Source organism: Geothrix terrae, assembly GCF_022808775.1.
Classification (GTDB): domain Bacteria; phylum Acidobacteriota; class Holophagae; order Holophagales; family Holophagaceae; genus Geothrix; species Geothrix terrae.
The window spans coordinates 314,996-333,628 of record NZ_JAKZLA010000003.1 but is presented as its reverse complement, the minus strand read 5'-3'; the positions used below and the strand labels follow the sequence as shown (position 1 = coordinate 333,628).

Annotated in this window: 18 protein-coding genes; 5 read left to right on the top strand and 13 right to left on the bottom strand. The window is 70.3% G+C overall.

Annotated features, from left to right (window positions below; genetic code table 11):
* Positions 1-357: 357 nt before the first annotated feature.
* Positions 358-1,317 carry a hypothetical protein gene (locus tag MLE42_RS07490; RefSeq protein ID WP_243287259.1) on the top strand — a complete coding sequence of 320 codons (960 nt, stop codon included), beginning with the start codon at positions 358-360 and terminating at the stop codon, positions 1,315-1,317.
* A gap of 12 nt (positions 1,318-1,329) precedes the next feature.
* Here the strand turns inward: MLE42_RS07490 and MLE42_RS07485 are convergent, their stop codons facing one another.
* The 6 genes from MLE42_RS07485 to MLE42_RS07455 form a co-directional block, all read right to left on the bottom strand.
* Positions 1,330-1,749 carry a hemerythrin domain-containing protein gene (locus tag MLE42_RS07485; RefSeq protein WP_243287258.1) on the bottom strand — a complete coding sequence of 140 codons (420 nt, stop codon included), beginning with the start codon at positions 1,747-1,749 and terminating at the stop codon, positions 1,330-1,332.
* A gap of 122 nt (positions 1,750-1,871) precedes the next feature.
* On the bottom strand, positions 1,872-3,245 hold the full coding sequence (locus MLE42_RS07480; RefSeq protein WP_243287257.1) for a rhodanese-like domain-containing protein: 1,374 nt from the start codon (positions 3,243-3,245) through the stop codon (positions 1,872-1,874).
* A gap of 365 nt (positions 3,246-3,610) precedes the next feature.
* Positions 3,611-6,184: an FtsK/SpoIIIE family DNA translocase gene (locus MLE42_RS16080; RefSeq protein WP_275975770.1), complete on the bottom strand. Its 2,574-nt coding sequence runs from the start codon at positions 6,182-6,184 to the stop codon at positions 3,611-3,613.
* Between the two features lie 48 nt (positions 6,185-6,232).
* Complete coding sequence (locus tag MLE42_RS07465) at positions 6,233-7,633, bottom strand: polysaccharide deacetylase family protein (protein ID WP_243287256.1); 1,401 nt, start codon at positions 7,631-7,633, stop codon at positions 6,233-6,235.
* Positions 7,630-7,980: a 6-pyruvoyl trahydropterin synthase family protein gene (locus MLE42_RS07460; RefSeq protein ID WP_243287255.1), complete on the bottom strand. Its 351-nt coding sequence runs from the start codon at positions 7,978-7,980 to the stop codon at positions 7,630-7,632. Before MLE42_RS07460 ends, MLE42_RS07465 begins: the two co-directional genes overlap by 4 nt.
* 49 nt (positions 7,981-8,029) lie before the next feature.
* Entirely contained in the window at positions 8,030-8,701 is a 672-nt protein-coding gene (locus MLE42_RS07455; RefSeq protein WP_243287254.1) for an HD domain-containing protein, read from the bottom strand.
* Positions 8,702-8,808: 107 nt separating this feature from the next.
* Here MLE42_RS07455 and MLE42_RS07450 point away from each other — a divergent pair, with 107 nt between their 5' ends.
* From MLE42_RS07450 to MLE42_RS07440, 3 genes are all read left to right on the top strand, one after another.
* Positions 8,809-9,129, top strand: a complete 321-nt coding sequence (locus MLE42_RS07450; RefSeq protein ID WP_243287253.1) for a (2Fe-2S)-binding protein — start codon at positions 8,809-8,811, stop codon at positions 9,127-9,129.
* 59 nt (positions 9,130-9,188) lie between these two features.
* Positions 9,189-9,665 carry a bacterioferritin gene (gene bfr, locus MLE42_RS07445; RefSeq protein ID WP_243287252.1) on the top strand — a complete coding sequence of 159 codons (477 nt, stop codon included), beginning with the start codon at positions 9,189-9,191 and terminating at the stop codon, positions 9,663-9,665.
* 92 nt (positions 9,666-9,757) lie between these two features.
* A complete protein-coding gene (locus tag MLE42_RS07440) occupies positions 9,758-11,503 on the top strand; it encodes a protein-disulfide reductase DsbD family protein (RefSeq protein WP_243287251.1) in 1,746 nt (581 codons plus the stop codon).
* Positions 11,504-11,519: 16 nt separating this feature from the next.
* Here MLE42_RS07440 and MLE42_RS07435 read toward each other — a convergent pair whose 3' ends face one another.
* The 4 genes from MLE42_RS07435 to nth all read right to left on the bottom strand — a co-directional run bounded on the left by MLE42_RS07435 (position 11,520) and on the right by nth (position 15,575).
* Positions 11,520-12,116, bottom strand: coding sequence for an outer membrane beta-barrel protein (locus tag MLE42_RS07435; RefSeq protein ID WP_243287250.1), 597 nt, complete (start codon positions 12,114-12,116; stop codon positions 11,520-11,522).
* Positions 12,117-12,219: 103 nt separating this feature from the next.
* Positions 12,220-13,260, bottom strand: coding sequence for a TlpA family protein disulfide reductase (locus tag MLE42_RS07430; protein WP_243287249.1), 1,041 nt, complete (start codon positions 13,258-13,260; stop codon positions 12,220-12,222).
* A 54-nt stretch (positions 13,261-13,314) separates the two neighbouring features.
* Positions 13,315-14,070 (bottom strand): TlpA disulfide reductase family protein, encoded by a 756-nt coding sequence (locus MLE42_RS07425; protein ID WP_243287248.1) that lies wholly within the window; start codon positions 14,068-14,070, stop codon positions 13,315-13,317.
* 32 nt (positions 14,071-14,102) lie between these two features.
* Entirely contained in the window at positions 14,103-15,575 is a 1,473-nt protein-coding gene (gene nth / locus MLE42_RS07420; RefSeq protein ID WP_243287247.1) for an endonuclease III, read from the bottom strand.
* A 66-nt stretch (positions 15,576-15,641) separates the two neighbouring features.
* On the opposite strand from nth, the gene MLE42_RS07415 reads away from it, so the two are divergent.
* Complete coding sequence (locus tag MLE42_RS07415; RefSeq protein ID WP_243287246.1) at positions 15,642-16,502, top strand: bifunctional 5,10-methylenetetrahydrofolate dehydrogenase/5,10-methenyltetrahydrofolate cyclohydrolase; 861 nt, start codon at positions 15,642-15,644, stop codon at positions 16,500-16,502.
* A gap of 10 nt (positions 16,503-16,512) precedes the next feature.
* Here the strand turns inward: MLE42_RS07415 and MLE42_RS07410 are convergent, their stop codons facing one another.
* The 3 genes from MLE42_RS07410 to kdsA all read right to left on the bottom strand — a co-directional run bounded on the left by MLE42_RS07410 (position 16,513) and on the right by kdsA (position 18,610).
* Positions 16,513-16,962, bottom strand: a complete 450-nt coding sequence (locus MLE42_RS07410; protein ID WP_243287245.1) for a hypothetical protein — start codon at positions 16,960-16,962, stop codon at positions 16,513-16,515.
* Between the two features lie 260 nt (positions 16,963-17,222).
* Positions 17,223-17,771 (bottom strand): GNAT family N-acetyltransferase, encoded by a 549-nt coding sequence (locus tag MLE42_RS07405; RefSeq protein WP_243287244.1) that lies wholly within the window; start codon positions 17,769-17,771, stop codon positions 17,223-17,225.
* 8 nt (positions 17,772-17,779) lie between these two features.
* A complete protein-coding gene (kdsA, locus tag MLE42_RS07400) occupies positions 17,780-18,610 on the bottom strand; it encodes a 3-deoxy-8-phosphooctulonate synthase (RefSeq protein WP_243287243.1) in 831 nt (276 codons plus the stop codon).
* Between the last annotated feature and the right edge of the window lie 23 nt (positions 18,611-18,633).

The following is an 18,633-nucleotide window of genomic DNA, read 5'->3' as shown; positions in this document are numbered from 1 at the left end:
CGATTGTGACAGGAATTCCATTCCCAGGATCCGCCCAGGGTCTGTCTTCGAATTGGGGTGCGGCCGCGCAAGGGGCGCCGCCCAAGCGAGGCCAGGAAAGCGACGAAGGCGATAGCGACTCCTATCGGCGAGGAGCTTGACGCAGCATCGCGCCGGGCACCGCCCCTTGCCCTCTGGGACGGCGCCCAGCCGCACCCCTGGCGGCGTTGCCGACCTTGAACGATGTCCCGCATCGCCCCGCGGCCGGCGCCTTGCCATGAGCGCGGCTGGACGCCGTCGCGGCTCACATCCAATTTGAAGACAGACCCTAGCCCTGGCAGACTGCGGGGAGTCTTGCCCCTTCCGAGCGTGGGTCCCATGGAATGGATTGCCCTCAAACACGCCCTGCTGGCCCACCTCCCGGTGGCGACCGGATTGCTCCTGCCCTGGGCGCTGTTCGCCTCCCAGCGCGCGGGCCGGGGCATGCGCCCCTGGTGGACCGTATGCCGGTACCTGGGCTGGATCGGCCTGCTGGGCCTGATCGCCGCGCTCGTCAGCGGCCCCGCGCTGGGCCGCCTGTCGGCGCTGATCCCCGCGGGGCGGATCTTCCCCCTGCCGGCCTCGGGGCTGGGGGCGGATGCTCTGCTGTTCCGCCACGCGGTGATCGCCACCGCCGCGGCGCTCCTCTCGGTTCCCGCGCTCTGGTCCATGAACCGGCCGCGGAAGGACCACCAGAGCCTGGGCGTCCTCGCGCTGCTGCTGGGGCTCGCCTGGTCCGGCGCGCTCCTGGCGACCGGCTATTCCGGCTACAGCCTGGCCCATCCGGGCCGCCCCGTCCCCCCCGCGCCCGTGAAGGTCGTCCAGGCGCCCCCGGCGCCGCCAGTGGATCCCGAAGCCCAGGCTCCCGTGCGGGCCCTGGATTTCGCGTCCCTCGAGGCCATCCACGCCGAGCCCGTCAAGTCCCCCGCCCACGGCGGCCGATGGATCCGCGCCTGGGCCAATTCCACGGCCGCCTCGGCCTACCGGGCCGGCCGGACCCTGCCTCCGGGCTCCCTGGTGGTGCTCAGCACCCTGGAGGACCGCTGGGGCCGTCCCGGCACCGAACCCGGCCCTCTCTACGCCCTGGAGATGAAGGGCGAGACGCCCGCGCTCACCTTCTACTGGCCCCAGGTGCCCATCGACCGCCGCCAGGAGACCGGCGGCGAGGCCCGGGCCTACTGGCGGAACCAGAACACCCATCTGGAGGCCTGCAAGGCCTGCCACGCCGGAGGCATGGCCGATCCGGCGCAGCGCAGCCGCTGGCGGGTGCCACGCGTGAAGGCCGTTTCCGAGAATTGAGATGAGACGAGGCTAGGCCCGTTCCACGAGGGGGAACAGCCGGGCTTCCTCCAGGTCGATCCGCTGGCGGAGGACGTGGAGTAGGTCCCTGGACGTCTCGATGAAGGCCTCCGGCGCCAGCCGGATGGCTTCCGCGCTGGGCCAGTGTTGGGTGAACTGGCGCATGCGCGTCCTCAGCTCGTCCAGCCCGGCCTCCAGGCCCTTGGCGGCCGCCAGGATATCGGCGTCCATGGCCTCCAGCAGCGCCGGGTACAGGATGGTGTTCTCCATGGACAGGTGGGCCTTGACCGTGGCGAGGAGGGTCTGCGCGCCGGCCAGGCACTGATCCGGATGGCTTCGCACCAGGGCCGGGGCCAGCCGGGCCTCATGCTCGCGCGCCAGGCGCCGCAGCTCCTGGTGGTGATGGTGGTAGGGGGCAAGGCTGGCGTCCATGGCAGATCCTCATGCCTTCCGTTATCGGCCCGGCCCGGCCTTACTTGAGTGTTGCTTGAGGGTGGCTGGCATAAAAAAGGCCGGCCCCGGGGGGCCGGCCTTCCCGTTGAAGGCGACGGGATTCAGTCGAGGGTGAACTCGCCGCTGTCGATGATGGTGATCTCCGTGGGGAGGAACTGGACGTCGTAGCCCTTCTCCTTCAGCAGGTGGTAGGCCAGCTCGGCGCGGATGCCCGTGGAGCAGTGGCAGATCACCTTCTGGCCCTTGGGGACCTCGGCGAGGCGGGCCAGGAGCTGGGGCTCGGGGATGGTGAGGGCGCCCTTGATGATGCCGTTCTTCGTTTCGTCAGGGTTCCGCACGTCCAGGATCACGGCGCCACGCTGTGCGGGGGCCAGTTCCGCGATCTTGCTGAATTCTGCGGGGGTGATGGCGCCCGGGCGGGGCTTGGGGACGAAGGTGGCTTTGGCGGCCAGGGCACCGCTCTCCACGGGCATGGCGGCGGCCTGCCAGGCCTTGAAGCCGCCGGAGAGGACGTTCACGCCCACGTAGCCGGCCTTGACGAGATCGGAGGCCACGGCCTTCGCCGCGTCGCCACCGGTCTCATCCACCACCACGATGGGCGGCTTGAGCTTGGCGGAGGGGAAGGTCTTGAGCAGGTCGGCCGTCTTCGCGGGATCCGCGGCCACGGCGCCGTTGATGAAGCCCTTGGAAGCCTCGGCCGCGGGGCGGGCATCGAGGACCACCAGGGGTGTCTGCGTGTCGAGGAACGCGGCCTTCAGGGAGGCCGGGCTCAGCACGCCGTAGGCCTTCTTCGTCCACGCGGGCATGCCGTCCACGAACACCTTGGCGTTGGTGTAGCCCAGCTTCTTGGCCTTGGCCAGGGAACCGGGGCTCATGTTGCAGGTCTTCCCGCTGCAGTAGAAGATCACCAGCGCGCCCTTGTCGGCTGGCAGCTTGTCCACGTGCTTGTCGAAGGCGGGGAAGGGCAGGTTCACGGCCGTGGGGATGGCGCCCTCCATGAAGCGCGGCGCGGGCCGCGAGTCGAAGAGGAAGTACTTCCCCTTCTCGGGGCCCATGGCCACCAGCTTCTGGAGCTCGTCGAGGGAGATGGTCTCGCTGGCCGCCAGCTTGACGGGGGGCTTGGCGAACACCGCCACGGCCGTCTTCACGCCATCCTTCTCGGTGAACTGGACGCGCACCTCGTGGCCCTTGGCGATGGACTTCAGCGCCGCCTCCGCGTTGGCGGCGGGCTCGGGGGTGACCACCTTCAGGGTGGCCTTGTCGAAGCGCAGCACCTCCGTCCGCTCGTCGATCTTCATCTGGAAGGAGTTGTTCTTCAGGATGAGGTTGTCGAAGTGGCCGCGGAGGTTGTCGGCGGCCGTGGTGTGGCAGGTGGTGCAGATCTTTGCGGAGGCCGGCCTCTGGACCGGCATGTCGGCGTTGGCCAGGGCGCAGGCGGCGGCCAGCGGAAGGATGAGGTGGGGATGGAATGCCATAGACTCTCCCGTGGTCATGTACGAATGGAGTCTAGGGCCCTTTGCACGCCGGGCCCGCCGGATTGTGACCGCGGTCTACGGACACCCCGGTGGAGGCTTCAGTCCACCTCGCAGGGAGATGAAAAAGCAGGCCTGCCGAACCACTCGGGCTGAGCGAAGGCCCCGGGGGTTTTCCCGCGCCGCGGTCGCGGCCCGGCGAGGCGCGAACGACCCCGCCTGGCTCGCCGTTCCTTTTCCTGATCAGCTTTTGGATCCGTGTTCGCCGGCGGCGAAAAGGCTTCTGCCCTGTCCCTGCGCCCTCCGTGCGTCTCCGTGGGCTCTGCCTGCAGCTCTTTGGCTTCGGAAGCCCCGCTCAGGCGCATGCCCTATTCGGCCTCGACCAGCACTTCCCGAGGCTTCCCCGCGCCCCGGTCCGGTCCGACGATGCCCTCTTCTTCCATGCGGTCGATGAGCCGTGCCGCGCGGCCGTAGCCGAGGTTGAGCTTGCGTTGGAGGAGGCTCGTGCTGGCCTTCCGTTCGCGCCGCACCACGGCGAGAGCGCGGACGTAGATGTCATCGCCGCCGCCCATCTCCGCCTCGTCGAAGAGGGCCGTCTCCTCCTCGGTCTCCATGGCGCTGACGAGGGACTGGTTGTAGTCGGGCCGGCCGCGCTCCCGCAGCCAGGTGACGAGGCGCAGGGTCTCGTCCTCCGTGAGGAAGGGGGCGTGGATGCGCTTGGGGTGGCTGGCGCCGTTGGGCAGGAAGAGCGCGTCGCCCGCGCCCAGCAGCTGTTCGCCGCCGCCGGAATCCAGGATGGTGCGGCTGTCGATCTTGGTGCGCACGCGGTAGCTGAGGCGGCTGGGCAGGTTGGCCTTGATGACGCCCGTGACCACGTCCACCGAGGGCCGCTGGGTGGCGAGGATGAGGTGGATGCCCACGGCGCGGGCCTTCTGGGCGATGCGCGCGATGCTGTCCTCCACCTCGCTGCGGGCCACCATCATGAGGTCCGCCAGCTCGTCGATGACCACCACCACGTGGGGCATGGGGTCCAGCACCGCGGGCCGGTCGGGCCAGCGCGGGTTGGGTGTGCGCTCGGAGATGTCGAGCGAGCCGCCGGCATCGGCGATCTTGGTGTTGAAGCCCTTGAGGTCGCGCACACTGAGCAGGGCCAGGCGGCGGTAGCGGTCCTCCATCTGGGCCACCACCCACTTGAGCACGCGGCCCGCCTCCTTCATGTCCGTGACCACCGGCGCCCACAGGTGCGGGATGTCCTCGTAGACGCCCAGCTCCACCATCTTGGGATCCACGAGGATGAGTTTCACCTCGTCGGGCTGGGCGCGCACGAGGCAGGAGCAGATCATGGCGTTCACGCCGACGCTCTTGCCGCTGCCGGTGCTGCCGCCGATGAGCAGGTGGGGCATCTTGTTGAGGTCGGCCACCACGGGCTTCCCCGCGATGTCCTTGCCGAGCGCCAGCTGCAGCAGCCCCGGCGCGTCGCGGAAGGCAGGACTGTCGATGACCTCGCGGAAGGTGATGATCTCGCGCCTGGGGTTGGGCACCTCGATGCCCACCAGGTTCTTGCCGGGGATGCGGTCCATGCGCACGGCCTCGGCCTGGAGGGCCAGGGCCAGGTCCTCCTCCATGCCCAGGATGCGGGACAGAGGGATGCCGGGATCGGGCTGGAACTCGAAGACCGTCACCACGGGGCCGGGCTGCATGCCGGTGACGGCGCCCTTGATCTTGAATTCGGACAGTTTCTGTCCAATGACTTCCTTGATGGATTCCAGCGCGGCGAGGTCGGCCTTCGCGTGCTGGCCGGGCGGATCGAAGAGCCGGCGCGGGGGCAGGGTCTCGCGGGAGGCCGGGCCCGGCTCCGGCTCGGGCGGCGGGGCGGGCAGGGGGCGCGCCGGGGTGGGTTCCGTGAGGGGCAGCGGGGGCTGGACGATCTCCCGCCCGAAGCGGTCCTTGGCCACCTGGACCTTGGCCACGGTGGGCTTCGGCTTGGGCGGCGGCGGAGCCTCGGCGAGCAGCTTGGCGCGGAAGGGGGCGTCGCCGGTTGGGACGCCGGTCAGGGCGCTGTTCGGCGCGCCGGCCGTGGGCGCCGAGGTCGCCGGCAGGGGCTGGGCCTCGATGAGAGTCTGGGCCGCGTCGAGGTTGATGGACTGGATGGGCGGAAGCAGGTCCTCGGCCCGGATGCGGGGCTGCATCTTGCGGACCTCCGCCGTTTCCAGCTCGGCCTTGAGCAGGGCTTCGCGCTGGGCCTCCAAGGCGTCCTGGCGCTGGGCCAGGGCGAGCAGGGCCGCGCCATCGGCCGCGTCCAGGTCCGGCTGGTCTGGGTTGCGGCCGCGGAGGAAGGGCCGCTTCACCATGCTGAGGAAACCCTGGAAGCCCTTGGCGGGCATGGGCTTCACCCAGGGCCAGGCGGTCTCGCCCAGCCAGCGGTGCAGCAGCCTGCCCAGGCCCCGCGTCACGGACGGGGCCAGGATGAGGGCGCAGGTGAGCATCACCAGGGCCAGGAAGAGGGGCAATCCGACGGGACCCAGGAGGTGGCGCTGGGCGGGCCACAGGGTGCTCCCCAGCCAGCCGCCCCAGCGGATCTCCACGGTGCCCACCCCGTCGAGGCCCGGCCAGGACCGGCTGCCGAAAGCGCCGAGGGCCGTCCAGATCGCCAGGGCCAGGCCCAGCCAGGCCAGGCGGCCGGGCCAGCGGTGCTCCTCCCGGGGCCAGGCCTCCCAGAGCAGGTAGGGCGGGACGATCCAGGCGCCCATGCCCATGAGGGTCTGGAGCAGGCCCGCGATGGTGGCCCCGACGGTGCCGCAGAGGTTCTGCACGCCCGCCACGGCGGCGCCCTGGGTGAAGGGATGCGGGTCCAGCGGATGGAAGCTGGCCAGCGAGAGCAGCAGCACCAGGGCCACGAAGCCCAGTCCCGCCCTCAGCATCCAACGGCCGATCCCCTGCAACGCGCCTCCAAGGTGTCTGGGCTTCAGTGTAGCCCAGGGGCGCGGCGCTCAGCGGGCCTGGGGCGCGGGGGCCGGAGGCTGCAGGAAGGCCAGGCGCAGCTGCGGGTTCCAGACGGGCTTGCCGAGATCATGCAGGAAGGCGCTGGCCGGCACGAAGGCCCAGCCTTCCCGCTGTGCGCGGTCCATGAAGGCTCCCAGCCCCGCGGAGGGCCGGTCCTTCTCGACCCGCTCCGACCCCAGGTGCATGAGCACGATGAGGCCGTCGCCGTCGCGGTCCAGACGCTGCCTGAGGCGCTGGAGGATGGCGTCGCCGCTCCGGTACAGGCGGCGCTCCTTCGGCGTGGCCCAGTCCAGGGTGTCCGCGCCCTCGCTCCAGCCCACGTGGCGGTAGCCCAGCTCCTCGGCCCAGCGGCGGATCTCGGCGGTCTGCTCGCCGTAGGGCGCCCGCCAGTAGGGGTCCATGGGGCGGCCGAGGAGGCGCACCAGGGCCGCATCCGCTTCCAGGAGCTCCCGCTGCACCCGCTCCTTGGTCCACTTGGGATCGCGCTTCATGCCCGGCGCGAAGTGGGGATGGTTCATGGTGTGGTTGCCCAGCTCGTGACCTTCGGCCGCCATGCGCTTCACCAGGGCCGGGAAGTGCTGGATGAAGGCGCCTGTGAGGAAGATGGTGGTGTGCACGCCCCGGGCTTTCAGGGTGTCGAGGATCTCAGTGGCGACCTCGGCGTTGGAGCCGCCGTCGAAGCTGAGCAGCAGCCGCTTCTGTCCCCCGGGGCCGCGGGTGAGGTTGAGCGCCTCGCCCATGCCGGGCCAGGGGCCGGGGCCTGGCGCGGGCGCGGCGGCTCGGGGAAAGATGAGCGGAGCGGGGCTCGGAAGGGGGATGGCCCGGTCCGGGGCCGGGGCGGGCGATCCAGGCACGGCTTTCAGAGGCCGGGCCGGCGGGACGGCGGCTGCCACTCGGGCTCCGGCCGGCGGTTCGGCCCGCCGCGCCTTGGGGGGGATCGTGGAAGCGGCGCGGGTGCCGGGTTTCATGGGCGGCGCGACCCTGGCCGGCGGAGGCAGCACGAACTCGAAGCGGGCCAGGATCTGGCCGGAGCCGGTGCGCAGCAGGGCGGTCTCGCCCACGGGGGGCCGGAACAGCTCCCAGCGCACCGGACCGGCCTCGGCGAAGCGGGCCTCCCGGATGGACCGCCCCTCCAGCACCAGCTCCGCGGGGGTGGCCAGCTCGCCCTCCAGGATGGCCAGCCCCCCCACCGGGCGCCAGGACCAGTCCTTCCGGGCCGAGGTGGCGGGCCTGGGCGGGGGAGCGGGCCGCGAGGCCGCCTCCCGGGCCGCTTGGCGCCCGCAGCCCGCCAAGGCCAGGAACATCCCCAGGAGCAGACCCGGGAACAGGCCCGTGCGCGCGCCCATCCGCAGACTTGGGCCCAGACCTGGCCTGCGGGCGGGTCTCATGACGTGGCGTCTCCCCGGCAGAGCGCCCAGTAGTTGGCCTTTTCCCGGATCCTCACGCTGCGCGGCTGCAGATCCGCCTCCCGCAGGTGCTCGAAGGCCCACTCGGCCAGGACCTCCGCGGTGGGGTTCCTCCCCTCCAGCGGGGGAAGGGTGTTCAGCAGGTGGTAGTCCACCGCTTCCAGCCAGGCGTCCAGGGCCTTGGCGAAGGCGGTCTCATCGGCCTCGGAGGCCAGTTCGACGGTGGCCTCGACCTCCCAGTTGTGCCCATGCCGATCCTCCTGGAATCCAGGAAGGTTGTGGAAATGATCGGCCACGAAGGGGCGTCGGAGGGAGAGGGTGAAGGGCATGGCTGAGTATAGCTATCGGCCATGGGACTGCGGACATGAGGAACGGCGGTCAGGGCTCGGCTGTCGGCCCGAGCTCCGCGCGGAGGGCGGCCAGGTAGGCCGTCATGACCGCCTGGCGGGCCCCGGCGCGGCGGCGCCCCGCGGCGGTGGTCATGCCGGCGGCCAGCTTGAGGAGCTTGCGCTCGAAGTGATCGAGGCTCCAGGCCTTGTCATCCAGGTCGCGGCCCTCGGCCCAGGGGTCCTCCGGGTGCCAGAGGCCGGCCCCGAAGCTGGCGCCCGTGGCGAAGACCCGGGCGATGCCGATGGCGCCCAGGGCCTCCAGGCGGTCGGCGTCCTGCAGCACGGCGGCCTCCAGGCTGCCAGGCGCCTGGCCCCCGCTCCAGCTGTGGGTGGCCACCGCGGCGGCGATGGCCTCCGCCTTCGTCTCCAGCCCCGGCGTCTCCTGGCACCACCGGGGCACCAGGTCCGCGGCCAGGCGGGCGGTGAGGGGCGACTCCGGGTGGTTCTTGGGGCGGTAGACCAGGTCGTGGAGCAGGGCCGCGGCCAGGCAGACCTCGGCATCGGCCCCCTCCTCGACGGCCAAGGCGCCCGCCAGTCGCGCCACCCGCAGGATGTGGCCCAGGTCATGGGCGGCATCCCGGGGGAAGGGCTCGGCGGCCAGGTGGGCCCGCAGGCGCGCCAGCAGGGGGGCGGACCAGGGGAAGGCGGGGCTCGGCGTCATGGTTCCAGCCTAATCGAGCCGACGTGGGCGGAGGTTGTGGCGGAGGTCACACAATTCAATATTGAGACTCTTTCTCTTTTGCCTAGAATTGATTCCTGAGGTCGGGCATGTATCTCTGCGTCTGCAACGCCATCACGGAGGACCAGGTTGTCTGGGCCGTGCGGGAGCGTGGCGCGGCATCGGTGAAGGCGGTCTTCGAGGCCCTGGAGGCCAAGCCGGACTGCGGGCGCTGCCTGGGGGCCATGGCCGAGGCGGTGCTGGCCATCCGGGCCGGGGAACCGGTGGGGGTGGCCTTGGATCCCGCCCTGGATCCCGCTCGGGATCTCAGGGCCACGCCCTGGGGCTGTCGGGGCCGCTGTCGCCCGACCTGGGGACCGACTTCGGACCCGGCCTGGGGCCCGCCGGCGGAGGTCGCCAAGGCCGGCTGAAATCCTTGTGAAGAACCGGCAAAGGTGGCTATGGTGAGGGCCTTTCCAGGGGAGGCCCCATGCAAGGCGATGCGACCCTCATCCAGCACCTGAACCGGCTCCTCCGCAACGAACTCACGGCCATCAACCAGTATTTCCTCCACGCCCGCATGTGCCGCAACTGGGGCCTGAAGGAGCTGGGGGAGCACGAGTACCGGGAATCCATCGACGAGATGAAGCACGCGGACCGGCTCATCGAGCGGATCCTCTTCCTCGAAGGCCTGCCCTCCATGCAGGACCTGCACAAGCTGCGCATCGGCCAGAATCCCAAGGAGGTCCTGGAGGGCGACCTGGCGCTGGAGATGGACGCCATGAAGGACCTGCGCGAGACCATCGCCTATGCCGAAGGCATCCGGGACTACGTGAGCCGCGACCTCGCCCAGGACATCCTGGAGAGCGAAGAGGAACACGTGGACTGGCTGGAGACTCAGCTCGACCTCATCGGGCAGATGGGCCTCCAGAACTTCGTCCAGCGGGCCGCAGGCGGCCTGTCCTGACCGCCAGGCCCCTGCCAGCGCAGTGGCCGCTGGCGGAGGGCGGTCTGCCCAGGGGATCATGGAGCGTGCCCCACGGCACGCCAGGAGTGTCCATGCGGTTCCTGAAGTCCCTGTTCTGCTCCGTTCTGCTGGCGGCGACCGCCTGGGCCCAGAAGGCCGATCCTTCCTTCGACGCGATCAAGAGCGTGAACCTGGCCTTCCAGAAGGGGGCCGTGGTGCTCACGGTACCGCCAGGCGCCCACCTGAAGGCCTCCTTCATGGAGGTGGCGAAGAAGGGCGGCGCCGGGACGCTGAAGGTGGGCCCCCTGCCCGCCACGGACGCCAAGGACGAGATCGGCGACGGCGTGTGGCACGGCACCGTGCGCATCCCCCTGCGTGGCGAGGGACTCAGCGGCACCGTGAAGCTCGAGGTCACCTACCAGCCCTGCACCGAAGGCGAGGGCGGCGTCTGCTTCCCGCCGACGACACGGACGCTGGAGGTGAAGGCGGCTGAGATTCCGGCTGCCGCGCCCGTGGCCGCTGCTGCGGAGAAACCTGCGGTTTCTCCGGTGGGAAAAGCGGCAGAGCCGGCAGTCCCTTCGGCTTCATCTTCCCCCACGGCGCAGGCGGCCACGCCTGCGCCCGCATCCGACGAACACTCGGGCCTGATCTGGTCGTTGCTCGTGGTCTTCCTCGCGGGCATGGGGGCCTCGCTCACGCCCTGCGTGTACCCGATGATCCCCATCACCATGGCCATCGTGGGGGCCAAGGGCAGCGGCAAGACCAGGGGTTTCGCGCTGTCGGCCATGCTGGTGCTGGGCATGGCGGTCACCTACACGACGCTGGGGGTGCTGGCGGCCCGCAGCGGCGCGGCCTTCGGCGCCTTCGCGCAGAAGCCGGCCTTCCTGATCCCGGTGTCCCTGCTCTTCGCGGCCTTCGCGCTGTCGCTCTTCGGGGCCTTCGAGATCGCCCTGCCCCAGGGGCTCGCCCTGAAGCTGCAGGGTGATGGCTCCCGCAAAGGGTTCGGCGGCGCCTTCCTCATGGGCCTGGTGCTGGGGCCCCTGTCGGCGCCCTGCGTGGGGCCCGTCATCGGCGCGGTGCTGGTGGGCATCGCCCAGCGGGGGGACGTCTTCCTGGGCGGCCTCCAGCTCTTCGTCTTCGCCCTGGGCATGGGGGTGCTGTTCCTGGCGGTGGGCACCTTCTCGGCGGCGCTGCCCAAGAGCGGCGACTGGCTCACGCGGTTCAAGCAGGGCATGGGCCTGGTGGTGCTGGGCTTCGCGGCCTGGAACGTGCGGCTCGTGGTGCCGGACTGGGCCAACTTCGCCATGTGGACCGTGGTGATGCTCGCAGGCGCGGCGGTCTTCGGTGCCTTCGAGGCGGCCGAGGGGCTGGTGGGTCAGCTGCGGAAGGGCCTCGCCTTGCTGATGCTGGCGCTGGCGCTGCTGCTGGGCGTGCGGACCGTGGAGGCCTACCTGAAGGTGGACCTGCTGCCCAAGGGCGGCGCGGCGGCCGCGACGGACGAGCACGCCGGCTGGATGGAGCAGGATCTCGAAGGCGCGCTGGCCAAGGCCAAGGCCGAGCACAAGGTCGTGCTGGTGGACATCTATGCCGACTGGTGCGCCCAGTGCAAGGAGCTGGACGAGAAGACCTGGCCCGATGCCGCGCTGAAGCAGTGGATCGCCGCGAACGCCGTGCCCATCCGCATCGACACCGACGCCAAGCGCAAGGACCTGGCCGCGAAGCTGCAGATCCGCAGCTATCCGACCGTGCTCCTGCTGGACGCGGACGGCAGAGAACTGCGGCGCATCCTGGGCTTCCAGAAGCCCGAGGCCATGAAGGCCTGGCTGGAGGGGAAGTGACGGGAGCCGGCCTCGTCTAGAAGCGCCAGGCCGCGCCCGCGCTCACGCGGATGAGGCGATGGGACAGCACCCGGGGGAACAGGCTCCCGTCCAGGCGCAGGAGCCACTGCTTTCCGAGCGGCACCTCGACCCCGAGGCCGAGGTGGGGGGTGAAGCCCGAGGTGGCAGTCTCGTCCGTATCCGCGAGGAAGACGTAGCCCTCGCCTTTGGTGGCGGTCCAGTAGGCCACGCCGGCGCGGGCATAGGCGGACGCGGAGCCGCCGAGGGGGAGCCAGGCCATGCCTGTGAGGCTGGTGGTGCAGACGTCCCGGTCCTCGGGAACTCCTCCCGCGATCACCGTGAAGTCCCCGTACAAGGTCTGGTCCACCTCGAACCCCCAGGTCCGGCGCCAGCGCCCGCCGCCGTAGATCGTGAAGCCGGCCGTGGTGCGGGAATCCGGCGCCCCGGCGACGGGGAAGGCTGGCTTGTAGTCCGCCCAGACGAGGGAGAGCCCGACGGACCCCTCCCAATCGGGCCTCAGGGCCGGCTCCTGCCCGCGGAGCGGCAGGGCCAGGAGCAGGACGAACGCCCCGCGCGCCACACCGGCGACGCGGGCTGACGAAGGCGTGGCCATGGGATCCCCCGGCTCTGGACCTCCAGATGCAGGGAACATAACCTCCGGATCGTCAATCCGCAAACCCCCATATGGAGTCTTCAGATGGGGGCTCCAGCCGACCTCACTTCCCGAGGAACGTCTCCAGGGTCTTCTCCAGGTTCTCGCCGCGGAGCTGGGCGCCGCTGGCCACGATCCTGCCATCGGGTCCGATGAGCAGGGGCTTGGGGATGCCCTTCACACCGTAGGCGTCGGCCACGGGGTTCTGGAACCCGCCCTCGACGAAGGCGTGTTTCCAGGGCATGGGTGTGGCGGCCTGCTTCCGGAAGGGCGCGATGTGCTCCACGCGGCGGTCGAAGGAGAGCGAGAGGATCTCGAAGGGCTTGGTCTTGAACCTGGCCCAGGCGGCGTGCATGGAGGGCATCTCGGCGCGGCAGGGCGGGCACCAGGTGGCCCAGAAGTCGATGAGCAGGTACTTGCCCTTGAACGTAGCCAGCGTGTAGGTGGTCTTCGGGTCGCCCAGGGCCTTGAGGCTGAAGGCGGGGGCGGGCCGGCCGAGGCCGGTCTTCAGCTCGGCTTCGAGGATCTCTTTGGCCAGCGTGGCTTGGCGGCTGCCCGGGAAGTCCCTCTGGAGGCCGTCGAAGGCGGGCTTCCAGGCGGCTTCGTCCTTGGCGTCCAGGCGCTCCCAGAAGTGCTCGAAGAGCAGGATGCGGCGGAGGTCGGCGTCGGCGTGCTTCGTCCGGGCCTCGGCCACGTAGGCGTCCCAGCCCTTGGGATCGGCCTCGGCGCGGGCGGTGAGCAGCCCCGGGTCCAGGCTCCAGGCAGCGGCCGTGGGCGGGACCTCCTGCTTCAGCTGGGCCAGGAAGGTCGAGGTGGGCTCGGCCTTGGCCAGCTGGAGGTGGAACAGCTTGCTCACCAGCATGGCCTGGCGCAGCTCCGGGGCTTTTTCGACCGCCAGGCGCGCATCCAGGTCCGCCAGCTCCTTGGCGCAGTCGCCTTTGAAGTCCTTGGTGTTGCCGCCGGCTTTCATGAAGGCGGCGCGCGCTTCCATCACGGCCTTGGCTTTCGCCTTGGCGGCGTCCAGGATGGCCTGGGTTCCATGGACGGGCGCGGGTGCCTGGAGGGCGGGCAGCGCCATCATCAGGGAGAACAGGGGCAGCGGCATGGATCCTCCGGCGGGTGGTCAGGCTCGCCGGACAGGATACCTCGATTCACGATGTCACGGCTGAGTGGGCTTACCCGGCTCTGCCGGCACGGCGGGGGCCGGAGTTGGAGCTGGGGGAGCAACCCGCTCCCGCAGGGCCCGCATCACGGCCTGGCCCACGAAGCCGTCCTGGTAGCCGATGTGGAGTTCGGCCAGCTTCCCCTGGCGGTCCACGACGAACAACACGGGCACGGAGTAGACCGTGTCCATGAAGTTGGAGGGGCCCTCTTTGCCGAGGCCCGGCGTGAAGACGGGCATGTGGCTGCTCTCGAAGAACTGGCGGTTCCGGCTCATGAACTTGTGGATGGCCCGCCAGCCGCCCTCGATGCCGCTATCCTGCTGGTTCTCATCGAAATTGACCGCCAGGATCTCGAAGCCGTACTGGCCCTTCTTGGGATAAAGGCTGGCGAATTCCTGGAGCATCTTGGCGGAGGGGTCGCAGTTCTTGCTCCAGAGGCCCACCAGCACCACCTTGCCCTTGAGGCTGGCGATGGAGATGCCCTTGTTCTTCTCGTCATAGGCGGCGAAGGCGGAGACATCCTTCCGTTCCGCCGGAGGGAAGAACTGATCCCCCCGCTGGGAGTAGCGGACCGCGGAGGCGTCCGCCCCGTTGCGGCCGTACTGGCTCTTGTAGTTCAGCTCGGTCTTCTCCTGCATGACCCTCGGGCAGATGGGGTCGCTAGGGCTGTTGGCGTTGTTGAACACGCCCTGGGCGCCCAGGGAGAGGCAGGAGAGGGCCAGGAGAAGACTGCTCAGCGGAGGACGCGACACGGGACACCTCTCGGCGGGGATTGCCCACCACCCTATCGGAAGCTCTGCACCAGGTCGAGGCCCTGCTCCGTCCGGCTGAGGTACCAGGTGAGGGCCTGGCCATCCACCACGCGCACCTCCGCGCCCGGGAAACGCTTCTGCAGCTCCGCCTGATGGCGGCGGTTGAAGTGGTAGGGCTCGGTGGGGAGGAGGATCAGCTCGGGCGCGAGGGCCGCCAGATCGTCGTCGGTCAGCGAGGGGTAGCGGTCCGGACCGAGGGGCACCAGACCCCCCGACCGGAGGAGATCGCCCACGTAGGTGTCGGGCCCGGCACTCATCCAGGGGTCCTTCCAGATGAGGGCGAGGGTGCGGAGACCCCTGCGGCGGCGCCCCTTCAGGGTGGTCTCCAGCGCTGAGGCGCGGGCCTCGGCGGCCTCGACGGCGCCGAGCCGCTCTCCCAGCTGGCGCAGGGCGCGCACGCAGTCCTTCACGGTCCGGATCTCCAAGGCCAGCCAGGGGATGCCCAGGGCCGTGAGGGCCTCGGCGACCTCCTTCGGGTTCTCGTCCCGCTCAAGGATCACCAGGTCCGGGGCCAGGTCCCGGATGCAGTCCAGATCCGGGTTCTTGGTGCCGCCCACGGCGGGCACCGTGTTGCGGATCCACCTCGGCTCGATGCAGTACCGCGTGCGCCCCACCAGCTGCGCCGCCAGGCCCCACTGGACCAACAGCTCCGTGACGGAGGGCACCAGGCTGACGATGCGCTGCGGTCCTGACACGCTCCGGGGAGACCGCCTGCTTGCTTCGCTCGCGAGGTTCCCCCGGGCCCCCGCAGGGCGAGGCGTGTCCCCCCTGGGAACTGCGGTCAGCTTCACCCCCAGGTGCGGATCCTTGATCTGCCCCAGGCCCGTGGGGCAGAGGTCCAGCAGGGGGCAGGCGGCGCAGGCGGGGCGGCGGGCATCGCAGGTGCGGCGCCCGTGGAAGATGAGCTGGTGGTGCAGCTCGATCCAGTCCTCCCGGGGGAAGAGGCGGCAGAGGTCCGCTTCCACCTTCTCGGGGGTCGTGGCCTTCGACAGGCCCAGGCGCCGTGCCACCCGGAAGATGTGGGTATCCACGGCCAGGGCTGGCACGCCGAAGGCATTGGCCAGCACCACGTTGGCGGTCTTCTGCCCGACGCCGGGCAGGGCGCCCAGTTCGGTGGGATCCGAGGGCACCCGGCCGCCGTGCTTCGCCATCAGGGCCTGCCCGAGTCCGATGAGGTTCTTCGCCTTGTTGCGGAAGAAGCCCGTGGACTTGATGAGGCCCTCCAGCTCCTCCGTGCGGGCCGCCGCCAGGCTGGCCGCGTCGGGGAAGCGGGCGAAGAGGGCCGGCGTGGTGAGGTTCACCCGGGCGTCCGTGCACTGGGCGCTGAGGATGGTGGCCACCACCAGCTGGAAGGGGTCCCGGTGGTCGAGGGCGCAGCGGGCATCGGGGTAGGCGGCCCGGAGCCGGGCCTGGAGCTCGCGGGGAACGGGTCGGAATGCTCGCATGGATCCAGGATAGGGCCGATCCTCCGGAGGGCCCCTGGATGGATAAACTGGAAGGTGAGGTGCCGCATGCCCACCACGCTCACGGGGAAGCTCGACTGCCAGGAGACCGCCCGGCACTACCTGGATCTGGTGCGCTCGAACGTGAAGAAGCTGGGCTTCTCGCCGGGCCTGGGCGTCATCCTCGGCAGCAGCGACCCCGGCAGCGTCACCTACCAGCGCTGGCTCATGAAGGACTGCGAGGACCTGGGCATCAACGCGGCGGACCTGCGCGTGGAGAACGGCATGCAGCTCGTGAAGCTCATCGCCCGCCTGAACCAGGACGAGAAGACCCACGGCGTGTTCATCTTCTATCCCCTGCGCTACCCCGAGATCAAGGATGACGAGGTGATGGACCTGGTGGATCCGGGCAAGGACATCGAGGGCCTCCACGCCATCAACATCGGATTCCTCACCAAGTACCGGAAGCGCCTGGATGACGGCTCCCAGCACCGCTGCATGACGCCCTGCACCGCCCGGGCCATCGTGAAGACCCTCAAGCGCGGCTTCGGCGACGGCTGGATGGCCGGGAAGACCGTGCTCGTCATCAACGACAGCCTGCGCATCGGCCGACCCCTCACCGCCATGGTGGCCAACCTCAAGGGCACGCCCATCCTCTGCCATGCCGCCACCAACCCGACGCACCTGGAAGGCTTCGTGCGCATGGCCGATGTCATCGTGAGCGCCGTGCCGGCCCCCGGCTATCAGATCCGCACGGACTGGATCAAGGACGGCGCCCTCTGCTTCGACCTCAGCGGCGACGGCAACTTCGACTACGAGGCCCTGGACCGCCGCGGCATCCTCTACACCGACACCACCAAGAACAGCGTGGGCAAAGTCACACGGGCCATGGCCCTGCTGAACCTGACCTACGCGGCGGGCGTGGAGTAGGCCGCCGCTCTCAGAAGCGGCAGGTCAGCGCCAGTCCCAGGGCGCTCCGCCGGCGGGGCGTGATCCCGTCGGTGAAGGGACGCTCCAGATGCTCGCCTTCGAGGCTGAGGGCCCAGGCCGGATGGAAGGCCCAGCCCACGCGGAGCCGGGGGCCGAGGAAGGCGCCCTCGCCGGGCGGGACCTCCACGATGGCGCCGAACCCCACGAAAACCGCGTTGGCGGTGGCGTTGGCGTCCATGACGAACCGCAGGCTGGTGTCGCCATCGTCCCAGTGCCGGGCTCCGAGGCCGACGCCCAGGTGGAGGTGCGCGAAATCCCCGCCGTCCCGCACCTGGATCTCCGTGATGGGTACCGTGAATTCGGCGGCGGTGGCCTTCGGCTGGCGGATCAGCGAGACCATGGCCGTCTGGGCCCCCAGGGGGAGGGCGGAAAGAGCGAGGAGGGGGATCCAGCGGCGCATACCCCGGTTACTGCCAGGCGCGCAGGCGGTTTAGAGTGCCTAACAAGACCCCGACGGGGCCGCAAGAAGGCCAGGTGGGATGCACCGCAGATATCAGTTTGTCTCGCGTATCGCCGAAGGCGATACCGAGAAGGAAGGGCCCGCAGGGCGATGCGGGACATCGTTCAAGGGACCTGACGCCGTGGCGCCCACCTGGCTTTCTCCCTCCGGGCGAGGAGCGGCGGCCCTCGCGCGCCCCCTGGGGGTTTTGTTAGGCACTCTTAGCGGGTCCGCCATTCCTCCGCCAGCATTCCGTACACCGCATGATCCACGTAGCGGCCCACCAGGCGCTCGGCTTGGCGCAGGGTGCCTTCGTGGCGGAAGCCCAGGCGCTCGGGAATGGCGCGGCTGCGGCGGTTGCGGACGCCGGCCCGGATCTCCACGCGGTTGAGCTTGAGGGTGTAGAAGCCGTGGCGGGCCAGGGCCGACACGGCGGCGGTCATCAGGCCGTGGCCCTCGGCCTCCCGGGCCAGCCAGTAGCCGATGCCCCCGCTGCGGTTGGCCGGATCGAGCCACACGAAGCCCGCCACGCCCACCAGGCCCCCCTTCCACCAGAGGCCGAAGGGAAGGGCCATGCCCGCGCGCGCCTGGGCCCGCACCCTCAGGATGTAGGCGCGGGAATCCTGCACGCTTCGGTTGTCGTCGGGCCAGGGCAGCCAATGGCGCAGACGGTCCCGGTTGGCGTCCACGAGGGCGAACAGGGGGCGCGCATCGCGCAGGCACAGGGGGCGCAGCTCCAGGGCACGCCCGGCCTTGATCGCCTCCGGCATCGCGACCCTCACTTGCCGGCGGGATCGAGCTGCGCCGCGGCGCGGCCAGCCCTCCACAGGACCAGCAGCTCATCGAGCAGGGCGCCGAACTGCTCCAGGCGCATGGCGTTCGGGCCGTCGCTGAAGGCCTTCTCCGGGCAGTCGTGCACCTCGAAGAAGAAGCCATCCACGGCCGTGGCCGCGGCCCGGGCCAGGGTCGGAATCATCTCCCGGGCGCCGCCGGTGGCCTTGCCCAGGGCGCCGGGCTTCTGCACGCTGTGGGTGGCGTCGAAGATCACGGGGCAGCCGGTCTTGCGCAGGTGCGGGAAGCTCTGGAAGTCCACCACCAGGTTGCCGTAGCCGAAGCTGGAGCCGCGCTCGGTCACCCACACGGGGCCGTGACCGGGTACGGATTGGAGCTTCTCCACGCCATGCTTCAGGTCCCAGGGGGCGAGGAACTGGCCCTTCTTCAGGTTCACCGTGCGGCCCGTGGCCGCGGCGGCCAGGAGCAGGTCCGTCTGGCGGCAGAGGAAGGCGGGGATCTGGAGCACGTCCACGGCCTGGGCCGCGGGCGCGCACTGGCTGCTCTCGTGGACGTCGGTGAGGACGGGCACGCCGTAGCGGCTGCGGACCTCGGCCAGGATGTCCAGGCCCTCCTCCATGCCCGGACCCCGGTGGCTGTCCCGGCTGGTGCGGTTGGCCTTGTCGAAGCTGGACTTGTAGATGAAGGGAATGCCCCGGGCCTCCGCCAGGTCCCGCAGGCTCGCGGCCATCAGGTGGGCATGCTCCCGGCTTTCGATGACGCAGGGCCCCGCGATCAGGAAGAAGCTCTGGCCGGTGAAGGGTCGGGCGAAGTCCATGTGCACCTCTGCCTGCATTTTAC

Coding starts and splice junctions, on each gene's coding strand:
- MLE42_RS07465 (WP_243287256.1), bottom strand. CDS start 7,633: ATGAGACCCGCCCGCAGGCCAGGTCTGGGCCCAAGTCTGCGGATGGGC.
- MLE42_RS07490 (WP_243287259.1), top strand. CDS start 358: ATGGAATGGATTGCCCTCAAACACGCCCTGCTGGCCCACCTCCCGGTG.
- nth (WP_243287247.1), bottom strand. CDS start 15,575: ATGCGAGCATTCCGACCCGTTCCCCGCGAGCTCCAGGCCCGGCTCCGG.
- MLE42_RS07440 (WP_243287251.1), top strand. CDS start 9,758: ATGCGGTTCCTGAAGTCCCTGTTCTGCTCCGTTCTGCTGGCGGCGACC.
- MLE42_RS07430 (WP_243287249.1), bottom strand. CDS start 13,260: ATGCCGCTGCCCCTGTTCTCCCTGATGATGGCGCTGCCCGCCCTCCAG.
- MLE42_RS07405 (WP_243287244.1), bottom strand. CDS start 17,771: ATGCCGGAGGCGATCAAGGCCGGGCGTGCCCTGGAGCTGCGCCCCCTG.
- MLE42_RS07480 (WP_243287257.1), bottom strand. CDS start 3,245: ATGGCATTCCATCCCCACCTCATCCTTCCGCTGGCCGCCGCCTGCGCC.
- bfr (WP_243287252.1), top strand. CDS start 9,189: ATGCAAGGCGATGCGACCCTCATCCAGCACCTGAACCGGCTCCTCCGC.
- MLE42_RS07415 (WP_243287246.1), top strand. CDS start 15,642: ATGCCCACCACGCTCACGGGGAAGCTCGACTGCCAGGAGACCGCCCGG.
- MLE42_RS07455 (WP_243287254.1), bottom strand. CDS start 8,701: ATGACGCCGAGCCCCGCCTTCCCCTGGTCCGCCCCCCTGCTGGCGCGC.
- MLE42_RS07410 (WP_243287245.1), bottom strand. CDS start 16,962: ATGCGCCGCTGGATCCCCCTCCTCGCTCTTTCCGCCCTCCCCCTGGGG.
- MLE42_RS07450 (WP_243287253.1), top strand. CDS start 8,809: ATGTATCTCTGCGTCTGCAACGCCATCACGGAGGACCAGGTTGTCTGG.
- MLE42_RS07460 (WP_243287255.1), bottom strand. CDS start 7,980: ATGCCCTTCACCCTCTCCCTCCGACGCCCCTTCGTGGCCGATCATTTC.
- kdsA (WP_243287243.1), bottom strand. CDS start 18,610: ATGGACTTCGCCCGACCCTTCACCGGCCAGAGCTTCTTCCTGATCGCG.
- MLE42_RS07435 (WP_243287250.1), bottom strand. CDS start 12,116: ATGGCCACGCCTTCGTCAGCCCGCGTCGCCGGTGTGGCGCGCGGGGCG.
- MLE42_RS07485 (WP_243287258.1), bottom strand. CDS start 1,749: ATGGACGCCAGCCTTGCCCCCTACCACCATCACCACCAGGAGCTGCGG.